The following is a 15,906-nucleotide window of genomic DNA, read 5'->3' as shown; positions in this document are numbered from 1 at the left end:
ATGAAGCCTGTACGACAGAAGGATTTGGTAACACTAAGAACTGCCAGATTCCTGTGTCCTTATAGAAAATTCCATCTCATATGTAATTGTTTCATTATATAGTGTTTATTTCTTCCTCTTAATCGTCCCCAATAAGACAACCGACCTTCTTGTACATTTTTAAACTATAGATATTACGGAACAGTTGCAGTAGATATATATTTTTTCAAATAGCTGAAGGATAATACCTGATTATCTGTTATTTATATACATAATACATATTGAATTTTAGTAAAACTAGAGGATACATAAAAATGCCATTAACCAAAGAACAATTTCTTAAACAATTAAATTCTGATTGTTATTTCTCCACATACTCTTCTGCCATATGTACTGCCATAGCACCATCTGCCACTGCTGTTACTATCTGACGAAGTAACTTTGTTCTGACATCTCCTACAGCATAAACACCCGGAATACTCGTTTCAGTGTTTTCACCTGCCACAATATATCCTTTATTATCCAGTTCTATCTGATTATCTAAAAAATCTGTTGTCGGTTTTCTTCCTATACTCACAAACAGGCCGTCACATTCTATAATGTTTTCTTCTCCTGTAACTGTATCTTTCAACCGCACACCAGTCAATCGTTCTCCATAAATCAGTTCATTTACTGTATTGTTCCATCGAAACTCTATATTTTCAGTTTTCATCAGCTGGTCATGGTAGATTTTCGTTGCACGTAATGTATCTCTTCGATGAACAATGATGACTTTCTTAGCAATTCGACTTAAAAGAACAGCATCTGATACAGCAGAATTTCCACCACCAACAACCACCACGATCTTATCTTTATAAAACATACCATCACAGGAGGCACAATAAGCAACCCCATGACCTATCAATTCTTTTTCTTTAGCAAGGCCAAGTTCTCTTGGATTTGCTCCAGTAGCAATCACTACTGTTTTCCCAATATAAATTCCCGAACTAGTTTCTACTCTCTTAAGCTTTCCTGTTAAATCCATATTATAAACTTCAGCATATTCACTTTTAGCATCAAATTTTTCCGCCTGTTTTTGCATTTTCTCTGCCAATGAAAATCCGTCAATTCCATTTTCAAAACCAGGATAGTTATCAATCTGCCAGGTCAATGACATCTGACCACCTGCAGATAATTTTTCTATAACAATTGTATCAAGTCCTGCTCTGGCTGCGTATAATGCTGAAGTATACCCTCCAGGTCCTCCCCCTACGATAATCATATCGTAAACATGATTTTCATTCATACAGCAGTCCTCCTTTTATTTTTCCAATGCTTCATTAATAAAATTCTCTATCATTATTTTTGATTCAGGTGCAACAATAGAATCTATTGCCTTTCCATTTCGATATAAAACCAGCGTAGGAATCACCTCAATCTTTTCAGCTTCTGCAATCTGCGGTTCTTCATCAATATTTACTTTTCCAGCAACAAGAATATCGCTGTATTCTTCACTTATTTTTTCATAAGCTGCTCCAATTCTACGGCAATAACCACACCACGGTGCCCAGAAATCAACCAAAACCGGTTTTTCCTTATGAATTAATTGTCCAAACTTTTCTTTATTTATATTTATAGATGTCATATTTTTCAACTCCTTCTCCTATTTGAACTTAATATACCCCAAATAAGTGCTTGCTTCCGTGATGATATCACAGAAAAGTTGATTTACTTTATTACGCTTTTTTACTTCTATTTACAGCATATGTCAGTTATATAATTGACTCTTCTCAATAAATTAAGTATACTCTCATCTTTGACAGTTACAAAAAGATGGGAGTATTATACGTTCAATTCATTATTTTCGGCAAGTAAGAAATAATCAATATGAGAATCACATAACACAAAAGGATGTACTGCGGTAACTTCTACATTACCTTGGCACATCCTTTCGTACTATTATTTTTGCTATTCTTCTTAATGGCAGCTGTGGCTTCCACATCCATGCTCACCACATGTATGTCCTTCCCCGTGGTTGTGCTCATGGTGAGAACATTTCACATCCGGATTATACTCAAGTGTTTCATTGATAAAAGCTTCTACTGCTTCATCTGCATCTCCGGAAACTCCTCCGAAAAGCTTGATGCCTGCTGCCGCTAACGCTGTCTGTGCGCCGCCTCCGATTCCGCCACAAATCAAAACATCTGCATTCAATGCATTAAGAACTCCTGCCAATGCGCCATGTCCGCTTCCATTCGTATCTACTATTTCTGAATGTACTACTTTTCCTTCCTCTACATCGTAAATCTTAAATGTCTCTGTGTGTCCAAAGTGCTGGAAAATCTGTCCATTTTCATATGTTACTGCTATTCTCATAATACCTTCTCCTTTTTCTGCTGCATATTTTTTGTAAATTTCCTGTTTGTAACATCCTCCAAAGCTGCAGTTGCCGCTCTGACCGTCACAGATTCTGAAATCCCCGCCCTCAATTCTGAGCGGATGTCCGTCAATAAGTGCATCTGCTATTTTCTTCCGGGCAATCTCGTAAATCCGCTGGACCGTCGTTCTTGCGATCTGCATAGATACTGCACACTGCTCCTGACTATAACCTTTCTTGTCCAAAAGACGGATTGTCTCGTACTCATCTACCGTCAGAACAATGGGTGTTTTTTTCTCCGTATCATCTGCCGGAAGAAATTCTAAAACATTGGGGAAATGGCAGACTTTTCTGCATTTTACTGGTCTCGGCATAAACTGCTCCTTTCTCGCTTTTCTTATATAATAGTCCTATAAAAGACATATGTCAATAACGTTTTTGACATATGCCTTTTATGAATCACCTTATAGTATTACTTCTTTTCATTATTTTTTAATTTACAGATACCCTGCGTCATTGTTCCCATTGGACAAAATGTACACCAGGTTCGTGGCTTATATAACACCATTACAATCAACCCTAACAACAAAGATGTAAGCATCAAACTATAAAATCCAAAACTAAACTGTGCCACCCAATCAGCTACTGTTCCGGCAGTGTATGTCCATCCCCACGGAACACGGAAGGTCCAGAATAATTTGATGGCTTCACGTAAGGATGATGCTCCGGCACCAACTAAATATGTCTGAAATACCATATTCCCAAACATTGTAAGGAAAAATATCAAAAAGCCGTATCGGAACCATTTTGAACTCATCCATCGCGGGGTTGGTTTATTTCTTGAGCATTTTAAATCTCCACCAAGCTTACTAAAAAGCTGGCCACGTCCACACAAATGATTACAGAAAAATTTATTTCCACCGAATATTGCTATTCCTAACGGCAACAGGAAATCAATCATCCCAAACCAGGCGAACAAAATATTAAAAAAACCGAGTGTAAAATAAAGGATCGCCCATATCCATAAATAATCATACCAATGTTTCTTTTTCTTCACATCGCTGTCCTCTCTTTCATTTCAATACAACCTGCCGGACAGGACTTTGCACATTTTCCACATCCTACACACACTGTTTCTTCTATCACAGCATAACATCCATGGTAAACTTTGGCCGCTGCCAGCGGACAAGTATTTTCACATACTCCGCAGGCAACACATCTTTTTTTATCGACACTTGCCACTCTTTTTGCCAATGCTTTGTTCCCCTTTCAAATTTTGTATCTCTATTGTACCTGAAAAAGGTAAATCCTTCTGTGACATTATTACATAAGAATTTACCTTGAACGCTAATCATTACAATGACATATTTTTATTATACATTACCTTTATATTTATATATGATGTTTAGAATCTCCTCAGTTGTTCGAATAATTTCTTTTTGTTTTCTTTCATTGTTATAGATTTGCTTTCTTCTTCAGCTAACGAAGAGTAAAGGTGAATGGTATTAGCATGATTCCATATCTCATCGCAAATTTTCTCGATTTCATCAGAACTCCGAAATGCCTGGTCTGTTTGCATTTGCAAGTGTTCTCGTTGCTCTTCCAGATGATTCATCCGTTCTTGTAACTGATCCCTTTCTTTCTGCAATCGATCATGTTGTGCTTGCAGTTGATCTATTTGTATTTTAATTTCACTCATCTTTTCTTTCTGTCTCCGCATAAGCATCATCAAATATACAACTACAAATACAAATAATAGTATTATGTACAGCATAAACTTCTCCTCACGACACATATATTTCGACGGTTTTCCGCAAATCAACTATTGATAATGGCATAGAAAGAACAGTTAGTTTTCCTGAATTCTTTTTAATCTCAACAGCATCAGGATTGCCTGTGATTAAAATTACAGGTGTTGTCCTGTCCGCACGCCATGGCTGATTCGGTTGGCTCGTCATATCTTCGGTAACAATCCAAAGATCCGGCTTATGTCTGCCTAATTTTGTTTTAGCACTTTCCGGTGTATAAAACAGCATGATCTGATCTGAAATAAACTGCAATGTTTCTTTTAATCCTTTTGCATAACGTTCACTGCCACAGACTAGTGCAATAATAGAAGCAGCTTTCTTTTTTTGTGTTACCTGAACAAAATCCAAAACTGGTGTATTATAGAGACTAAAGTCTTTTTCCAAATGAACTTTATCATAATAACTCTTTGCTGCCTTGCACATCCTCAGACAAAACTGTTCTATGTCTATATGAACATCGTTTCCGTTCTCCTGTATGTTCATACTGTCCAACTGACAAACTGACATTCCACAGTTTAGTCCAAGATGAAAGCGTATATTATTTTCATCATTCAAAAATCCTTTATTTTGATGAAGATATTCACATCGAAGCTGCCAACAGCGTTCTCCGCAAATATATGGCTTTTCACCAGATTGAGATAGTTTAAAGTAGTCCCCTGCATATTCATCAAACCAGCGAATATACTGGGTTCCCACATCACGGGTCGGATTCTTTTGCCGATCCAGCATAACCCGGCCATCTCGATAATGTTTAACAATTTCCGGGAAAGCAATACCTCCACAAATATCTGGCAAAGTCAATGCCAATGCCAGTGCAGACTGCCATCGTCCATCTACAATATTCAGTTCTACTTCTTCAATTCGGTCCAAAAATGTAAAACTGACATCTCCCTGCATTATTTATCCCTCCCTCATATTTACAACCGTCATGTACTATAGTCAGTATATTTTTATTTATGGCATATGTCAATTATTTAATTGACGCATCTTAAAAAAGCAAGTATACTATGTTCGTAAAGGAGATGACTGCTATGAGCTTCGAAAATTATTTTCCACTATGGAATGACTTAAATACAGCACAGAAAAAACTAATTTCAGACAATTTAATCACACGGGATGTAAAAAAGGAACGATCATTCACAATGGAAACCTGGACTGTACTGGATTATTACTGGTTAAATCCGGGCAGCTTCGAACTTACATACTTTCAGATGAAGGACGGGAGATTACACTTTACCGTCTGTTCGATATGGATATGTGTCTTTTATCCGCCTCATGTATCATGCGGTCTATTCAATTTGAAGTAACCATTGAAGCAGAAAAAGATACGGATCTTTGGATCATCCCTGCTGAAATCTATAAGGGCATCATGAAAGAATCTGCTCCTGTCGCAAACTATACCAATGAGTTAATGGCTACCCGTTTTTCTGATGTCATGTGGCTGATTGAACAGATTATGTGGAAGAGTTTGGATAAGCGTGTTGCTTCATTTCTTTTAGAAGAAACATCCATTGAAGGAACAAATGAACTGAAAATCACTCACGAAACTATCGCAAACCATCTTGGTTCCCACAGGGAAGTTATCACTCGAATGCTTCGATACTTTCAAGGCGAAGGACTCGTCAGACTCTCTCGCGGCAAAATAGCAATCCTTGATTCGAAAAGACTGGAAACACTACAAAGATCATTAAAACGTTTTTTTCTCTAAAGAATCCTCCATTTATCAGAATTATGAAAGTCATTCTAATAAATGGGGGATCTTTTTATACTACAATCAAACTATAAAAATATTTTATTTATTTCTAATAATCCATACCACATGCATATGATCTTTCAATCAGTGCATGGTCATTAGCCACTGCATCATAAAAGCGGAATCCACCTGAAAAAGTTGTATGTTTCATATCCATTTCCTTCCAAAATACGGCTTGCAATATAACTGCGTAGCCCACTCTGGCATATCAGGTAAACGGGCTTTCCCTTCTCAATTTCATTGATACGTTCCCTTAGTTCATCTACAGGAATGTTTTTGAATCCATCCATATGCCCCCTGTTAAATTCACCTACAGTTCTCACATCCAGCAACACAACACTTTTATCTCTAGAAATCTTATCCATATCTTCCAGATGCCATTGTTTTAAGGTACCTTTTGCTATATTGTCTATCATGAATCCTGCCATATTTACAGGATCCTTGGCAGAGGAATAAGGCGGTGCATATGCGAGATCCAAATCCTTCAGCTGGGTTGCCTTCAGCCCTGCATGAATTGCTGTTGCCAGCACATCAATACGTTTATCAACTCCTTCATATCCAATAATCTGAGCACCAAGCAAACGATAGGTCTCTTTTTCAAAAACCACCTTCATGGTCATCACTTTTCCACCAGGATAGTAACCGGCATGACTCATAGGAGAAAGAATTACTGTATCTACCTCTAATCCTGACTTTTTGGCATTGGTTTCATTGATACCTGTAGTGGCTGCTGTCATATCAAACACTTTTATAACGGAGCTTCCCTGACTGCCCAGGTAACGACTATCACCGCCACAAATATTATCAGCGATGATTCTGCCCTGTTTATTGGCTGGTCCTGCCAAAGAAATCAGCGCATCATTACCCGTAACATAATGTTTTACCTGAACTGCATCACCTGCAGCATAAATATCCGGTACAGAGGTTTCCATTCTGTCATTCACTACAATACTTTCCTTGATGCCAAGTTCCAGACCGGCTTCTTTTGCTAATACTGTGTCTGGTGTGACTCCGATTGCCAGAACTACCATATCAGCCTGAAGGGATGGATTATCTTTCAACAGGACCTCCACTCCGGTGTCTTTTTCTTTAAATCCTTCTACTGTATAGCCCAGTACCAGTTTTATCCCATGTTTTCTCATTTCATTATGGATCATGGATGCCATATCCGGGTCAAAAGGGTTCATCAGCTGCTTAGGCCGCTGGACAATCGTAACATCCATGCCAAGCTCCCTCAAATTTTCTGCCAGTTCCAGACCAATAAAACCACCACCTGCCAATACAGCCGATTTTGGATGATTCTTATTTATATATTCCTTTATCCGAAAAGTGTCTTCTACAGTACGAAGTGTAAAAAGTTTATCAATACCTACTCCGGGAAGTCTCGGCTGTGTTGGCTTTGCACCTGGAGAGAGGATCAGCTTATCATATTTTTCTTCAAATATCTCACCATTCTCTAAATTTTTCACTGAAACCGTTTTACGTTCCGGATGTATGGAGATAACTTCATGATGAATTTTCATGTTAATACGGAAGCGTTTAAAAAAACTCTCTGGTGTCTGTAGTGTAAGTTCTTCCGGGTCTGTGATCACGTCTCCAATATAATATGGAAGTCCACAATTTGCATAGGATATGTATCCGGATCTTTCAAACACAGTAATTTCAGCATGTTCATTCAGTCTGCGTATTCTTGCTGCGGCTGTAGCTCCTCCGGCTACACCTCCTACAATTATTACCTTCATCTTATTTTTCCACCTTTCCTGAGTAAGCTACAATGCCACCGATATTATTTACTTTAGAATATCCCATTCGTTGCAGTATCCCAGTTGCCTGGCGGCTTCGTGAACCGGAATAACAGTATACAAACAGTGGGATATCCTTATTCTTCGCTACAGAAGCAATATTGTCAAGTTGCTGCAACGGCACATTTTTACTTTCTGGTATATGTCCTTCCTGATATTCCTGCGGTGTACGTACATCCAGCAGAACTGCATCATCAGTCCTTTTATATTCTTCTATGCCTTGATTAATATTCGACTGTTTAAAGAGATCAAAAAATCCCATTAGCACACCCCCCCCTAAAGCATTTCTAAAATCGCATTCTTAGGTCTCGCCCCTGAAACCTGCTGTACAATCTTCCCATTCTTCATAACCACTAAAGTTGGAATGCTCATAATACTGAACTTATTTGCCAGTTCAGGCTCTTCATCTACATTAATCTTTCCAACTTTAATATCTCTACGCTCACTTGCAATCTCCTCTACAATAGGTACTACCATACGGCAAGGCGCACACCAAGATGCCCAAAAATCTAAAAGAACGGGTTTATCGGAATTCAGTACTTCGTTCTGAAAATTATTTTTATTGATATTAATAGCAGACATTTTACAGTCCTCCTTATCTTTCTCTTTTTGTAGATTTATTATAGTCTTAATTTCATTTATTTTCCGTGATTACATCACCATACCTCATTAACTTAACTTCTTGCCATACCATCTACACTTAATATAACACCTGTAATGTAACTCGCCTCATCTGAAGCAAGAAACACAAACGCGTTGGCAATATCTTCTGGCTGTCCAAGACGACGCAATGGAATTCTTTCAATCATAGGTTCGATAACTTCCTTTGGCACGGCCTTCATCATATCAGTTTCTGTAATTCCAGGTGCAACAGCATTAACACGAATACCTTTAGGTCCTAGTTCTCTTGCTAATGATACAGTCAATCCGTTTACTGCAAACTTCGATGCCGGATAAGCAAACCCACTTGGCTGTCCCGAAATACTCACCATGGAAGAAGTTGAGAGAATGACCCCCTTGCCTCTTGCCACCATACATTCTGCTGCTACACGAGTAGTATTAAATACTCCTTTTACATTTAGATCCATGACTTTATCAAAAGTCTCCTCTGTATAATCCATAAATGAGGTGTTTTCTGAAATCCCTGCATTATTTACCAGTATGTCGACACATCCATATTTTTCAGTTGCCTCTTTAAAAGCCTTTCTGACAGACTCCATGCTTGCCAGATTTGGACTAATTCCAGCAACTATTGCATTGGGATATTTTTCTTTTAATTTATCTACAGCAACATCTGCCGATTCCTGTGAACTTGCTGCCAACACAACTGAAGCACCTTCCTTCAAGAATTTATCAGCTGTAGCAAATCCTATACCACGGCTTCCACCCGTAATGATTGCAACTTTATCTTTTAATCTCATTTAGACTACCTCCTTACTTAGTTTCTAACTACATTATAAGCAAAAGGTAGATTATTTTCTGTGATATCATCACAAAATATCGCAATAAAAAACCCTGTTGCTCACGCACCAGGGTTTTGGTTTATCCATCTGTATTTAACACAAGATTAGGCTTCTATTCAACTTCTGAAAACTGATCTTTTCCAACATTACATAATGGGCATTCAAAATCTTCTGGAACATCCTCCCACTTTGTTCCTGGTGCAATACCACCTTCAGGATAACCTTCCTCTTCATCATATTCCCATCCGCAAACGTCACATACATATTTCATTAGTTTATTCCTCCTTATAAATATATTAATACACAGCATATATTACTGTTGTATCTGAATTATTTTGTAATCTTAGCACGAAAGTCAAGTGTTTTTAGCATTTCCAGAGTCCATGAAGATTGCAGTATGCGTATACTTCTTCTACATATTCTCCATCACAGAGGCAGAAATCCGCAATAGGTTCCTGTCCTGGAATTAGCTGTTTTCTATAAATACCCTGATTTGTATTTAGTGTAATCCATTCAATGAAATGATTATCAAGCATTGGATGTTTTATTTCACCGACCACAACATGTACATGCTGTTTGTCCACTGTATATACAGGTACATGCTTCTCAACAGCAGCATCTGTCACTCCAGCTTTTAACTCATGCATAGCCTCTCCGCAACACATTACTGGTACGCCTTGATCCTTTAACATTTCAATAATGTTTCCACAATGATTGCATACATAATATTTTACTTCCATCTTTTTTATCTTCCTATGTTTAAAATTTAAAATCCAATTGTTTCTATAACTTTCTTCAAAGCATCCGTCGATTCTTAAACTTTAATGCTTCTTTACCAACCGATGCAGAACCAACAAAGCCACAGCCTATCATTACTGCTTTTTTTAATAATCACTTTCTTCTTTGTAATAATCTCCTTCTCTTTAATAGTTCTCTTCACGTATTTCGAAATAACTCTGTGGATGGTTACATACTGGACATATCTCAGGTGCCTTTGTTCCTACCACAACATGTCCACAGTTACGGCATTCCCATACCTTAACTTCACTCTTTTCAAACACCTGTGCAGTTTCAATATTCTTAAGAAGTGCACGATATCTCTCTTCGTGGTGCATCTCAATCTGTTTATTGTCAATAGATAATAGTAATAATTACTATTATTATAATAATCAATATTACTGATTACCTTTTATTTAAAATAATCATTCAATCATCATTTTTTCCGTTCAAAAACATATTCTGCATCTGATGATAAATCAGAGCGGAATGAATAGCCTAGTCTATCAAATTTCTTAATATCCTCAGGATTTTCAATTCTGTTTTCAGCCATGAACCTAACCATTTCACCACGGGCCATCTTAGCATATGTACCTTTTGTCACCAGTTTATCTCCTGATAACTCACAAAATGTAATCGTAATGTATCTATCCTGTCGTGTCAGATATTTTTCTATGCACTTAGAGTATTCTTTCGATGCCAGATTGATTATAATCCTGCTGTTATCAATCACTGAGCGGTATAATAAATCTCCCCAGTACTCATACAGATTTTTGTTTCTCCTATTCCAACCTTCGCCTGCATTTCCAAACGATAAGGTGTCACACCATCCCTTGGTTTTAGCACACCATAAAATGCAGATATTATTCTCAAATGATTTTGTACATACTCGAATTGACTGTCCTCAAACACGGATGGAGCCATATATTGAAAAGCAATTCCTTCATATGATAAGACAGCTGGGGTAAGTAAATGATAAAGATCCATGTTTTCCAATCTATTGAAGTTCTGTTCTGTAATTTTGTCATTACATTTCCAGATAGTCTTCAGTTCTTCTTTTGACTTACTTTTCAACCAACTTTGTATCTCTGTCGTCTTTTCAATAAATTCAGGCAATCCATCCGGCGCTATGCTGTCAGTATCTGTAATCATCTTTTTAGCAGGGGATAATATTATCTTCATTAATCTAATTCCTTGAGCATATTTTCAGGATCATCTGCAGCCTTGACTTTATCATTTGCCTTTATAATAATCCCCTGTTCATCAATAAGATATGTGGTTCTTACTACTCCCATAGAGACTTTGCCATAATTTTTCTTTTCTTTCCATACATCATATGCTTCAATAACTTTCCGCTCTGGATCTGCTAAAAGTGTAAATGTCAATCCATATTTTTCCTCAAATCTCTTATGAGAGGATACAGAATCCTTACTGACTCCAAGAATAACTGCTCCTTTTTCGGTAAACTGAGGGTATCGCTCAGAAAACCCACATGCCTGTTTCGTGCATCCCGCTGTATTATCCTTGGGATAGAAATATAAAATCACTTTTTCCTGTATAATCCGATAATCTATGTATTTTCCCATTTTGATCTGGCAACTCAAAATCCGGTGCCTTAACCCCTACTTCCAACATTATTTATCCCTCCCTTTCTGTATCTTTCTCTTTATTCGCCTTTTTCTTCCTATTCCCGGTAATCATTTTATGACCTGTATATATCGCCATTACCATACATAACATAGAACTTAAAGCAAAGTATTTGTGACTTGATTTTTGCTTTTTATATCCAGTGTAAAAAGTCCCAAGCATTGTGATCAATGCTCCTACTGACCAATATTTATGTGCTTTCATGTAATTCCTCCATTTTTTCAGTGTATTCAATTCTAATTATACGCTACCATATTCCTATGTCAATTTGATAATAGAGCATTCCTATAAATTTTTTCAAAATATCATTGTCAAAACTATGTATTGTTATCCTTTAATTTTTCTTTGAAATAATTGACAAAAAAGCTTGCTTTCAGGAGATTACTATTTAATCTCTTTTCCATCTATATATAGTTGAAATTTATCAGGATTATTGACAACATCATAGTCCTTTCCGTATTCTACAGGTCTATATTCGGCTGTCATTACCGATTCCCCGTCTTCAATATCCTCTTTCCATAAATAGATGTTCATATCAATGCTCGTCGCATATCCTCTGTCTGTGGAGAATTTTGTCGAATGAAAAGAGACTTTACAACTTAAAATTGGATAAAAAGGACAAAAAAAAGAAGAGCTGCTTGCTCTTCCCATATAGTAGTAGTAAAATAATATGTCATGCCAGCGCAATATATTACCTAGAATATCGCTATAACAGGAAAGGGGCTGCATTGTGACAGCCCCTAATTTACTTCATCACGTTGTCTACATTCTGAGTGAACTCGTTCCCTGGTTTATTTTAGCATCGGTCTGGATTTTGTTTCATAAAGATAAATTTTGCCACAGAGCGGTCGTATGTTTTAATGTGTCCAAACAGCCAGTCGATTACATTTTTCTGTACAAGTTCACTGAACCGATCTGTTGGTCCTTCATACTCCTGAAGGTATTCATACAGTTCTTGAATTGTCTTTTTAAACTCTTCATGTTTTTCATAATGTTTTTCACGCTCTGGATAACCGGATTTTTCCTGAAGCTTTTCCTCTTCTTTGAAATGAAAGTCAGTATATTCATCCAGATAATCCAGCATTTTGATTGCTTTTACTTTGCTGTCGCCATTTTGACAGGCAGTTACAAAGTTCTGGATACGGTCAATCAATTCTTTGTGCTGTGTATCGATTGTTTTATTTCCTGTTACTAAATTGTCATCAAAGGTAATGTTTAAATCGTAAGTCATAATTTGACCTCCATTTCTTTTATATGTTCTCTTAGGCTCTTTTAATGTCTGGCAGTTTCGTACCTGCATTTTCTGCTTAGTCTTCTACAGGAACGAAAACATCTTTTCCTAATCCGCAGATTGGGCATGTCCAGTCATCTGGAATATCCTCAAATGCAGTTTCTGGAGCGATACCGGCGTCTGGATCTCCTACTGCCGGATCATAAATATATCCACATGGTTCACATTCATATTTTTTCATAGTCATTTTCCATTTTCAATGTCGATTTATTTTTGTTACCAAGTTCCTAGCAATTTTTCTAACACTTTGTTTCTTGTATATCTGTATTATACATGATAATTATTCTTTTGTCAATAATAGTAATTATTATTATTTTTGCACTTAGCATAAACTGATATTTGAATTGCACATTTACATATTGTATATATCATGGGAATAGTTGAATAAAAAAATGAACTCTATTCATTAAAGACAGAGTTGCTGGAATTATTTCTCTCCAACAACTTTCTTCGTCTTTAAGTCCTTGAAACACAATACTGTCCCATCAGATTCATCCAACTGTTATATTTATTCTTTTCACACACCTTTCGACAAATTTCATTTTCCATCAATACACAGAACATCTTATCATAATCAAATGCCCAAACAGCACCATTCACATGGTTTTCCACTGCTTTCTGATCTATGTACTTTAAACGTGTGACCATTTTTTCAATTTCTCCATTTCTCAAGTTACCGATATTTTTGCAGATAAACCGAAAGAAATTCAACGTTGCATATTCGTCATGCCAATGGAACTCTTCTGGATTGTTTTAATTTTACTGGCTCGCTGCTGTTCTTTGATTATTTGATCAGCTACACCTTTCATCGAATCTTCGTATCTCATATTACTCACCTACTCTTCCTCAACGCCCAGTGACGGTTTAAATCTTTTATCCTTTGCCTGCGGTACCACGATCTCGTAAAAATAAAATCCTAAATATCCAAGTGCCTGCTTCTTCATTTTATAAAAAGAAGTCCTGCCTATTCCTAGCTCCTGCTGTACTTCCACATCTGTCTTATTATAATGACTGCAAAAACAGGAATGAAGGATTTCACTGAGCATCACACCATTCGGTGCATAGAACTTCACCAGTGTCATTCCACGATAGATCATATCAGACAAGCCATAAATGATCATCAGGTTATTCATTTCCCGGTGCATCTTTGGCACATTCAGCTGATTGTTATAAATGCTCAGATAACTCAATGCATATGCCATATCTTCATTGATTTTCTCCTGGCACTCCATATCCAGTTCTTCCAATACAACTGGTTTTCTAAAATCAGTTTCTGGTAGCTTGTCATCAGTTCTTTAATATCAGTATAATGTCTTAATCCTGTGCATGACTTGCCATATGGAAGGTAATTTCTTTCACTGATTTAATTGCATAATCTCTGTCTGTCATCAGTTTCAAAATCTCCTTATCATCATCACACTAACTGGCGGTCTTTCAGACCAGTTCGCTTTCCCCATGATTTTGATGGGAAGCAATTACTTACTACAACTTGCAGAAGCGGATATCCAAAAGGCATTGTGGGAGCTGCCTTTGCTGACCGAAATCCATCTTCTTATGTAAAACCTGCAGGAATATAAAGGGAAAGTGACTATCCCTGCCGATTAATAATCCAAATAATATCGTCTATACCAATCTCTCCTTATTTTTCAAAGCATCTGTAAAATCGTTTTCTATCATTTGGTTATAAAGTCTCTTCTGCGCCAGTTCATCTGTATAATACGCATAGTCATGATTATAATCTTCCATAACTGTTTCTGCCGCCATAGATGCATAATCATATATGGTAGCTATTGAAAGATTCTTATCTATATTTTTGTAAATACCATATTTAATCTTTATTCCTTTAATCGGAGCATTCTCTACAAACTCATTAATAACATTGTCCATTCTCCGATGATCCAGCTCACAATCATCACTTAATAAGCAGAGAAAAGATGCTTTTTCTTTTCTCACCGGTGCTGCTCAAGTTCATAATGCCTAACTCATCTAATCTTATATCTGAATCCTCACTTGCAAACGCAAACACTATTTTTTCGAATGTATCTGCATTTCCAATTCTTGCACATTTCATACGATAACGCAAAATATCATTACCATTTTTTATCCTGTAATGTATTGTGAACTGTGAGACCAGTTGCAGTTGTTTGCATATATTATTAAAATCCGTAGCAACCAGCATTTTATTTCTGTCTTCTTCAAATACATTGGTCTCTATATACTTTTGTATTACGGTTTCATATGTTTTCTTCTCGTTCATTAATTCATCTAACTCTGTGTTTTCATTTAGATGTCTATAAATCTGAATGTACTGATCTTGACGATTTACGCAATATATACTACTAAATTCATTCCCCAAAATGTTAATAATATCCGTAATCAGCATTTTTCCCCTTACTCTTCATTTACATATCATTTTATTGTAATCCCTTGATCTTTTTCAAAGATACTTTCGCTGTTGTTCCAAAGTTTCCATGTCTCTCTTTCTTTAAAATACAACGAAAAGTGAACTCTTATGTACTTGAAGAATCTGAAATACGATTCCTCCCTGTAAATATCAATCTGTTCCACAAAGCAAGTGACATGCTCCCACCACTTAAATCTTACGATTTTGAAGTGGGGGCTTCCTGCTCGATTACCCTTTAGGGCAAAGCTAAAACAGGCTATCCCCGCGTGTCCCGCGGTTTTGTTTTTTATGTTTATCCGGTTACGGATTTTTTCTTGTGCCGTCAGGCACATTCTTTATAGATTCTTTTCCTTCTTCACGGATGTTGACTGCTGCATTCACATCCCGGTCTATCCTATTTCCACATTCACAAACATACATTCTGTCCGACAATGCCAGTTCCTTTTTCTTATGTCCGCATACACTGCAGATCTTACTGGATGCAAAATAACGGTCTACTTTTATAAGATGTTTTCCATATTCTTCCAGCTTGTATCCCAACATGAACAGAAACTGCCCGTACCCGTTATCCTGCACACCTTTCCCAAGGTGCAGCCCTCCGGACATTCCCTTCAGATTCAGATTTT

At 37.0% G+C, this 15,906-nt stretch carries 23 protein-coding genes and 3 pseudogenes; 1 reads left to right on the top strand and 25 read right to left on the bottom strand.

From position 1 onward, the window contains the following. Positions 1 to 340: 340 nt before the first annotated feature. From trxB to CK1_RS03745, 7 genes are all read right to left on the bottom strand, one after another. Positions 341 to 1,264 (bottom strand): thioredoxin-disulfide reductase, encoded by a 924-nt coding sequence (gene trxB, locus CK1_RS03775; protein ID WP_015524990.1) that lies wholly within the window; start codon positions 1,262 to 1,264, stop codon positions 341 to 343. A gap of 15 nt (positions 1,265 to 1,279) precedes the next feature. Then, complete coding sequence (locus CK1_RS03770) at positions 1,280 to 1,603, bottom strand: thioredoxin family protein (RefSeq protein WP_015524989.1); 324 nt, start codon at positions 1,601 to 1,603, stop codon at positions 1,280 to 1,282. A gap of 332 nt (positions 1,604 to 1,935) precedes the next feature. Next, the gene (locus tag CK1_RS03765; protein ID WP_015524988.1) at positions 1,936 to 2,709 is read right to left on the bottom strand and encodes a NifB/NifX family molybdenum-iron cluster-binding protein; all 774 of its coding nucleotides are present in this window, start codon (positions 2,707 to 2,709) and stop codon (positions 1,936 to 1,938) included. 98 nt (positions 2,710 to 2,807) lie between these two features. Beyond that, a complete protein-coding gene (locus CK1_RS03760) occupies positions 2,808 to 3,392 on the bottom strand; it encodes a 4Fe-4S binding protein (protein ID WP_092072183.1) in 585 nt (194 codons plus the stop codon). Further along, positions 3,389 to 3,589, bottom strand: a complete 201-nt coding sequence (locus CK1_RS03755; protein ID WP_092072186.1) for a 4Fe-4S binding protein — start codon at positions 3,587 to 3,589, stop codon at positions 3,389 to 3,391. Before CK1_RS03755 ends, CK1_RS03760 begins: the two co-directional genes overlap by 4 nt. A 151-nt stretch (positions 3,590 to 3,740) precedes the next feature. Beyond that, complete coding sequence (locus CK1_RS03750; RefSeq protein WP_306288722.1) at positions 3,741 to 4,034, bottom strand: hypothetical protein; 294 nt, start codon at positions 4,032 to 4,034, stop codon at positions 3,741 to 3,743. A gap of 85 nt (positions 4,035 to 4,119) precedes the next feature. Next, complete coding sequence (locus CK1_RS03745; protein ID WP_015524986.1) at positions 4,120 to 5,040, bottom strand: response regulator; 921 nt, start codon at positions 5,038 to 5,040, stop codon at positions 4,120 to 4,122. A 235-nt stretch (positions 5,041 to 5,275) separates the two neighbouring features. Here CK1_RS03745 and CK1_RS03740 point away from each other — a divergent pair, with 235 nt between their 5' ends. Then, positions 5,276 to 5,851, top strand: a complete 576-nt coding sequence (locus CK1_RS03740; protein ID WP_353611212.1) for a Crp/Fnr family transcriptional regulator — start codon at positions 5,276 to 5,278, stop codon at positions 5,849 to 5,851. Positions 5,852 to 6,006: 155 nt separating this feature from the next. Here CK1_RS03740 and CK1_RS03735 read toward each other — a convergent pair whose 3' ends face one another. The 18 genes and pseudogenes from CK1_RS03735 to CK1_RS03650 all read right to left on the bottom strand — a co-directional run. Then, positions 6,007 to 7,638 carry an FAD-dependent oxidoreductase gene (locus CK1_RS03735; RefSeq protein ID WP_015524983.1) on the bottom strand — a complete coding sequence of 544 codons (1,632 nt, stop codon included), beginning with the start codon at positions 7,636 to 7,638 and terminating at the stop codon, positions 6,007 to 6,009. Between the two features lies 1 nt (position 7,639). After that, positions 7,640 to 7,960: a rhodanese-like domain-containing protein gene (locus CK1_RS03730; protein ID WP_015524982.1), complete on the bottom strand. Its 321-nt coding sequence runs from the start codon at positions 7,958 to 7,960 to the stop codon at positions 7,640 to 7,642. A 14-nt stretch (positions 7,961 to 7,974) separates the two neighbouring features. Continuing rightward, positions 7,975 to 8,280, bottom strand: coding sequence for a thioredoxin (trxA, locus tag CK1_RS03725; RefSeq protein WP_005421612.1), 306 nt, complete (start codon positions 8,278 to 8,280; stop codon positions 7,975 to 7,977). 92 nt (positions 8,281 to 8,372) lie between these two features. Further along, on the bottom strand, positions 8,373 to 9,119 hold the full coding sequence (locus CK1_RS03720; RefSeq protein ID WP_005421611.1) for an SDR family NAD(P)-dependent oxidoreductase: 747 nt from the start codon (positions 9,117 to 9,119) through the stop codon (positions 8,373 to 8,375). A gap of 154 nt (positions 9,120 to 9,273) precedes the next feature. Next, positions 9,274 to 9,432: a rubredoxin gene (locus tag CK1_RS03715; RefSeq protein WP_005339874.1), complete on the bottom strand. Its 159-nt coding sequence runs from the start codon at positions 9,430 to 9,432 to the stop codon at positions 9,274 to 9,276. A gap of 94 nt (positions 9,433 to 9,526) precedes the next feature. Continuing rightward, positions 9,527 to 9,901, bottom strand: coding sequence for a desulfoferrodoxin family protein (locus CK1_RS03710; RefSeq protein ID WP_015524981.1), 375 nt, complete (start codon positions 9,899 to 9,901; stop codon positions 9,527 to 9,529). A gap of 183 nt (positions 9,902 to 10,084) precedes the next feature. Next, positions 10,085 to 10,285 (bottom strand): annotated as a pseudogene (locus CK1_RS03705) (rubrerythrin family protein); the annotation flags it as partial. 89 nt (positions 10,286 to 10,374) lie between these two features. Continuing rightward, a pseudogene (gene yaaA / locus CK1_RS03700) lies at positions 10,375 to 11,120 on the bottom strand (peroxide stress protein YaaA). After that, positions 11,120 to 11,573: pseudogene (locus CK1_RS03695) on the bottom strand (peroxiredoxin). Before CK1_RS03695 ends, yaaA begins: the two co-directional pseudogenes overlap by 1 nt. A 3-nt stretch (positions 11,574 to 11,576) precedes the next feature. Then, on the bottom strand, positions 11,577 to 11,789 hold the full coding sequence (locus CK1_RS03690; protein WP_005421604.1) for a DUF6219 family protein: 213 nt from the start codon (positions 11,787 to 11,789) through the stop codon (positions 11,577 to 11,579). A 180-nt stretch (positions 11,790 to 11,969) separates the two neighbouring features. Beyond that, positions 11,970 to 12,119, bottom strand: coding sequence for a hypothetical protein (locus CK1_RS03685; RefSeq protein WP_015524977.1), 150 nt, complete (start codon positions 12,117 to 12,119; stop codon positions 11,970 to 11,972). 262 nt (positions 12,120 to 12,381) lie between these two features. Further along, positions 12,382 to 12,816, bottom strand: a complete 435-nt coding sequence (locus tag CK1_RS03680; protein WP_015524976.1) for a bacteriohemerythrin — start codon at positions 12,814 to 12,816, stop codon at positions 12,382 to 12,384. A 76-nt stretch (positions 12,817 to 12,892) separates the two neighbouring features. Continuing rightward, positions 12,893 to 13,057 (bottom strand): rubredoxin, encoded by a 165-nt coding sequence (gene rd, locus CK1_RS03675; protein ID WP_015524975.1) that lies wholly within the window; start codon positions 13,055 to 13,057, stop codon positions 12,893 to 12,895. A gap of 275 nt (positions 13,058 to 13,332) precedes the next feature. Further along, the gene (locus tag CK1_RS03670; RefSeq protein WP_015524974.1) at positions 13,333 to 13,524 is read right to left on the bottom strand and encodes a hypothetical protein; all 192 of its coding nucleotides are present in this window, start codon (positions 13,522 to 13,524) and stop codon (positions 13,333 to 13,335) included. A gap of 188 nt (positions 13,525 to 13,712) precedes the next feature. After that, positions 13,713 to 14,078, bottom strand: coding sequence for an ArpU family phage packaging/lysis transcriptional regulator (locus CK1_RS03665; RefSeq protein ID WP_306288721.1), 366 nt, complete (start codon positions 14,076 to 14,078; stop codon positions 13,713 to 13,715). Positions 14,079 to 14,499: 421 nt separating this feature from the next. Further along, the gene (locus tag CK1_RS03660) at positions 14,500 to 14,763 is read right to left on the bottom strand and encodes a hypothetical protein (RefSeq protein WP_015524971.1); all 264 of its coding nucleotides are present in this window, start codon (positions 14,761 to 14,763) and stop codon (positions 14,500 to 14,502) included. 25 nt (positions 14,764 to 14,788) lie between these two features. Beyond that, on the bottom strand, positions 14,789 to 15,259 hold the full coding sequence (locus CK1_RS03655) for a hypothetical protein (RefSeq protein WP_015524970.1): 471 nt from the start codon (positions 15,257 to 15,259) through the stop codon (positions 14,789 to 14,791). Positions 15,260 to 15,580: 321 nt separating this feature from the next. Further along, positions 15,581 to 15,906: RNA-guided endonuclease InsQ/TnpB family protein (locus CK1_RS03650; RefSeq protein ID WP_306288720.1), on the bottom strand; the 326-nt coding region annotated here is incomplete at its 5' end.

Source organism: Ruminococcus sp. SR1/5 (genome assembly GCF_000209835.1).
GTDB classification, from domain to species: Bacteria; Bacillota; Clostridia; order Lachnospirales; family Lachnospiraceae; genus Blautia_A; species Blautia_A fusiformis.
This window is presented reverse-complemented; position numbering and strand designations above follow the sequence as displayed.

Bases quoted from the DNA above. Each gene is read 5' to 3' on its own strand.
- trxB (WP_015524990.1), bottom strand. From the start codon at position 1,264: ATGAATGAAAATCATGTTTACGATATGATTATCGTAGGGGGAGGACCT.
- CK1_RS03770 (WP_015524989.1), bottom strand. From the start codon at position 1,603: ATGACATCTATAAATATAAATAAAGAAAAGTTTGGACAATTAATTCAT.
- CK1_RS03765 (WP_015524988.1), bottom strand. From the start codon at position 2,709: ATGCCGAGACCAGTAAAATGCAGAAAAGTCTGCCATTTCCCCAATGTT.
- CK1_RS03750 (WP_306288722.1), bottom strand. From the start codon at position 4,034: ATGAGTGAAATTAAAATACAAATAGATCAACTGCAAGCACAACATGAT.
- CK1_RS03745 (WP_015524986.1), bottom strand. From the start codon at position 5,040: ATGCAGGGAGATGTCAGTTTTACATTTTTGGACCGAATTGAAGAAGTA.
- CK1_RS03735 (WP_015524983.1), bottom strand. From the start codon at position 7,638: ATGAAGGTAATAATTGTAGGAGGTGTAGCCGGAGGAGCTACAGCCGCA.
- CK1_RS03730 (WP_015524982.1), bottom strand. From the start codon at position 7,960: ATGGGATTTTTTGATCTCTTTAAACAGTCGAATATTAATCAAGGCATA.
- trxA (WP_005421612.1), bottom strand. From the start codon at position 8,280: ATGTCTGCTATTAATATCAATAAAAATAATTTTCAGAACGAAGTACTG.
- CK1_RS03720 (WP_005421611.1), bottom strand. From the start codon at position 9,119: ATGAGATTAAAAGATAAAGTTGCAATCATTACGGGTGGAAGCCGTGGT.
- CK1_RS03715 (WP_005339874.1), bottom strand. From the start codon at position 9,432: ATGAAATATGTATGTGACGTTTGCGGATGGGAATATGATGAAGAGGAA.
- CK1_RS03710 (WP_015524981.1), bottom strand. From the start codon at position 9,901: ATGGAAGTAAAATATTATGTATGCAATCATTGTGGAAACATTATTGAA.
- CK1_RS03690 (WP_005421604.1), bottom strand. From the start codon at position 11,789: ATGAAAGCACATAAATATTGGTCAGTAGGAGCATTGATCACAATGCTT.
- CK1_RS03685 (WP_015524977.1), bottom strand. From the start codon at position 12,119: ATGAACATCTATTTATGGAAAGAGGATATTGAAGACGGGGAATCGGTA.
- CK1_RS03680 (WP_015524976.1), bottom strand. From the start codon at position 12,816: ATGACTTACGATTTAAACATTACCTTTGATGACAATTTAGTAACAGGA.
- rd (WP_015524975.1), bottom strand. From the start codon at position 13,057: ATGAAAAAATATGAATGTGAACCATGTGGATATATTTATGATCCGGCA.
- CK1_RS03670 (WP_015524974.1), bottom strand. From the start codon at position 13,524: ATGGTCACACGTTTAAAGTACATAGATCAGAAAGCAGTGGAAAACCAT.
- CK1_RS03665 (WP_306288721.1), bottom strand. From the start codon at position 14,078: ATGGCATATGCATTGAGTTATCTGAGCATTTATAACAATCAGCTGAAT.
- CK1_RS03660 (WP_015524971.1), bottom strand. From the start codon at position 14,763: ATGGACAATGTTATTAATGAGTTTGTAGAGAATGCTCCGATTAAAGGA.
- CK1_RS03655 (WP_015524970.1), bottom strand. From the start codon at position 15,259: ATGCTGATTACGGATATTATTAACATTTTGGGGAATGAATTTAGTAGT.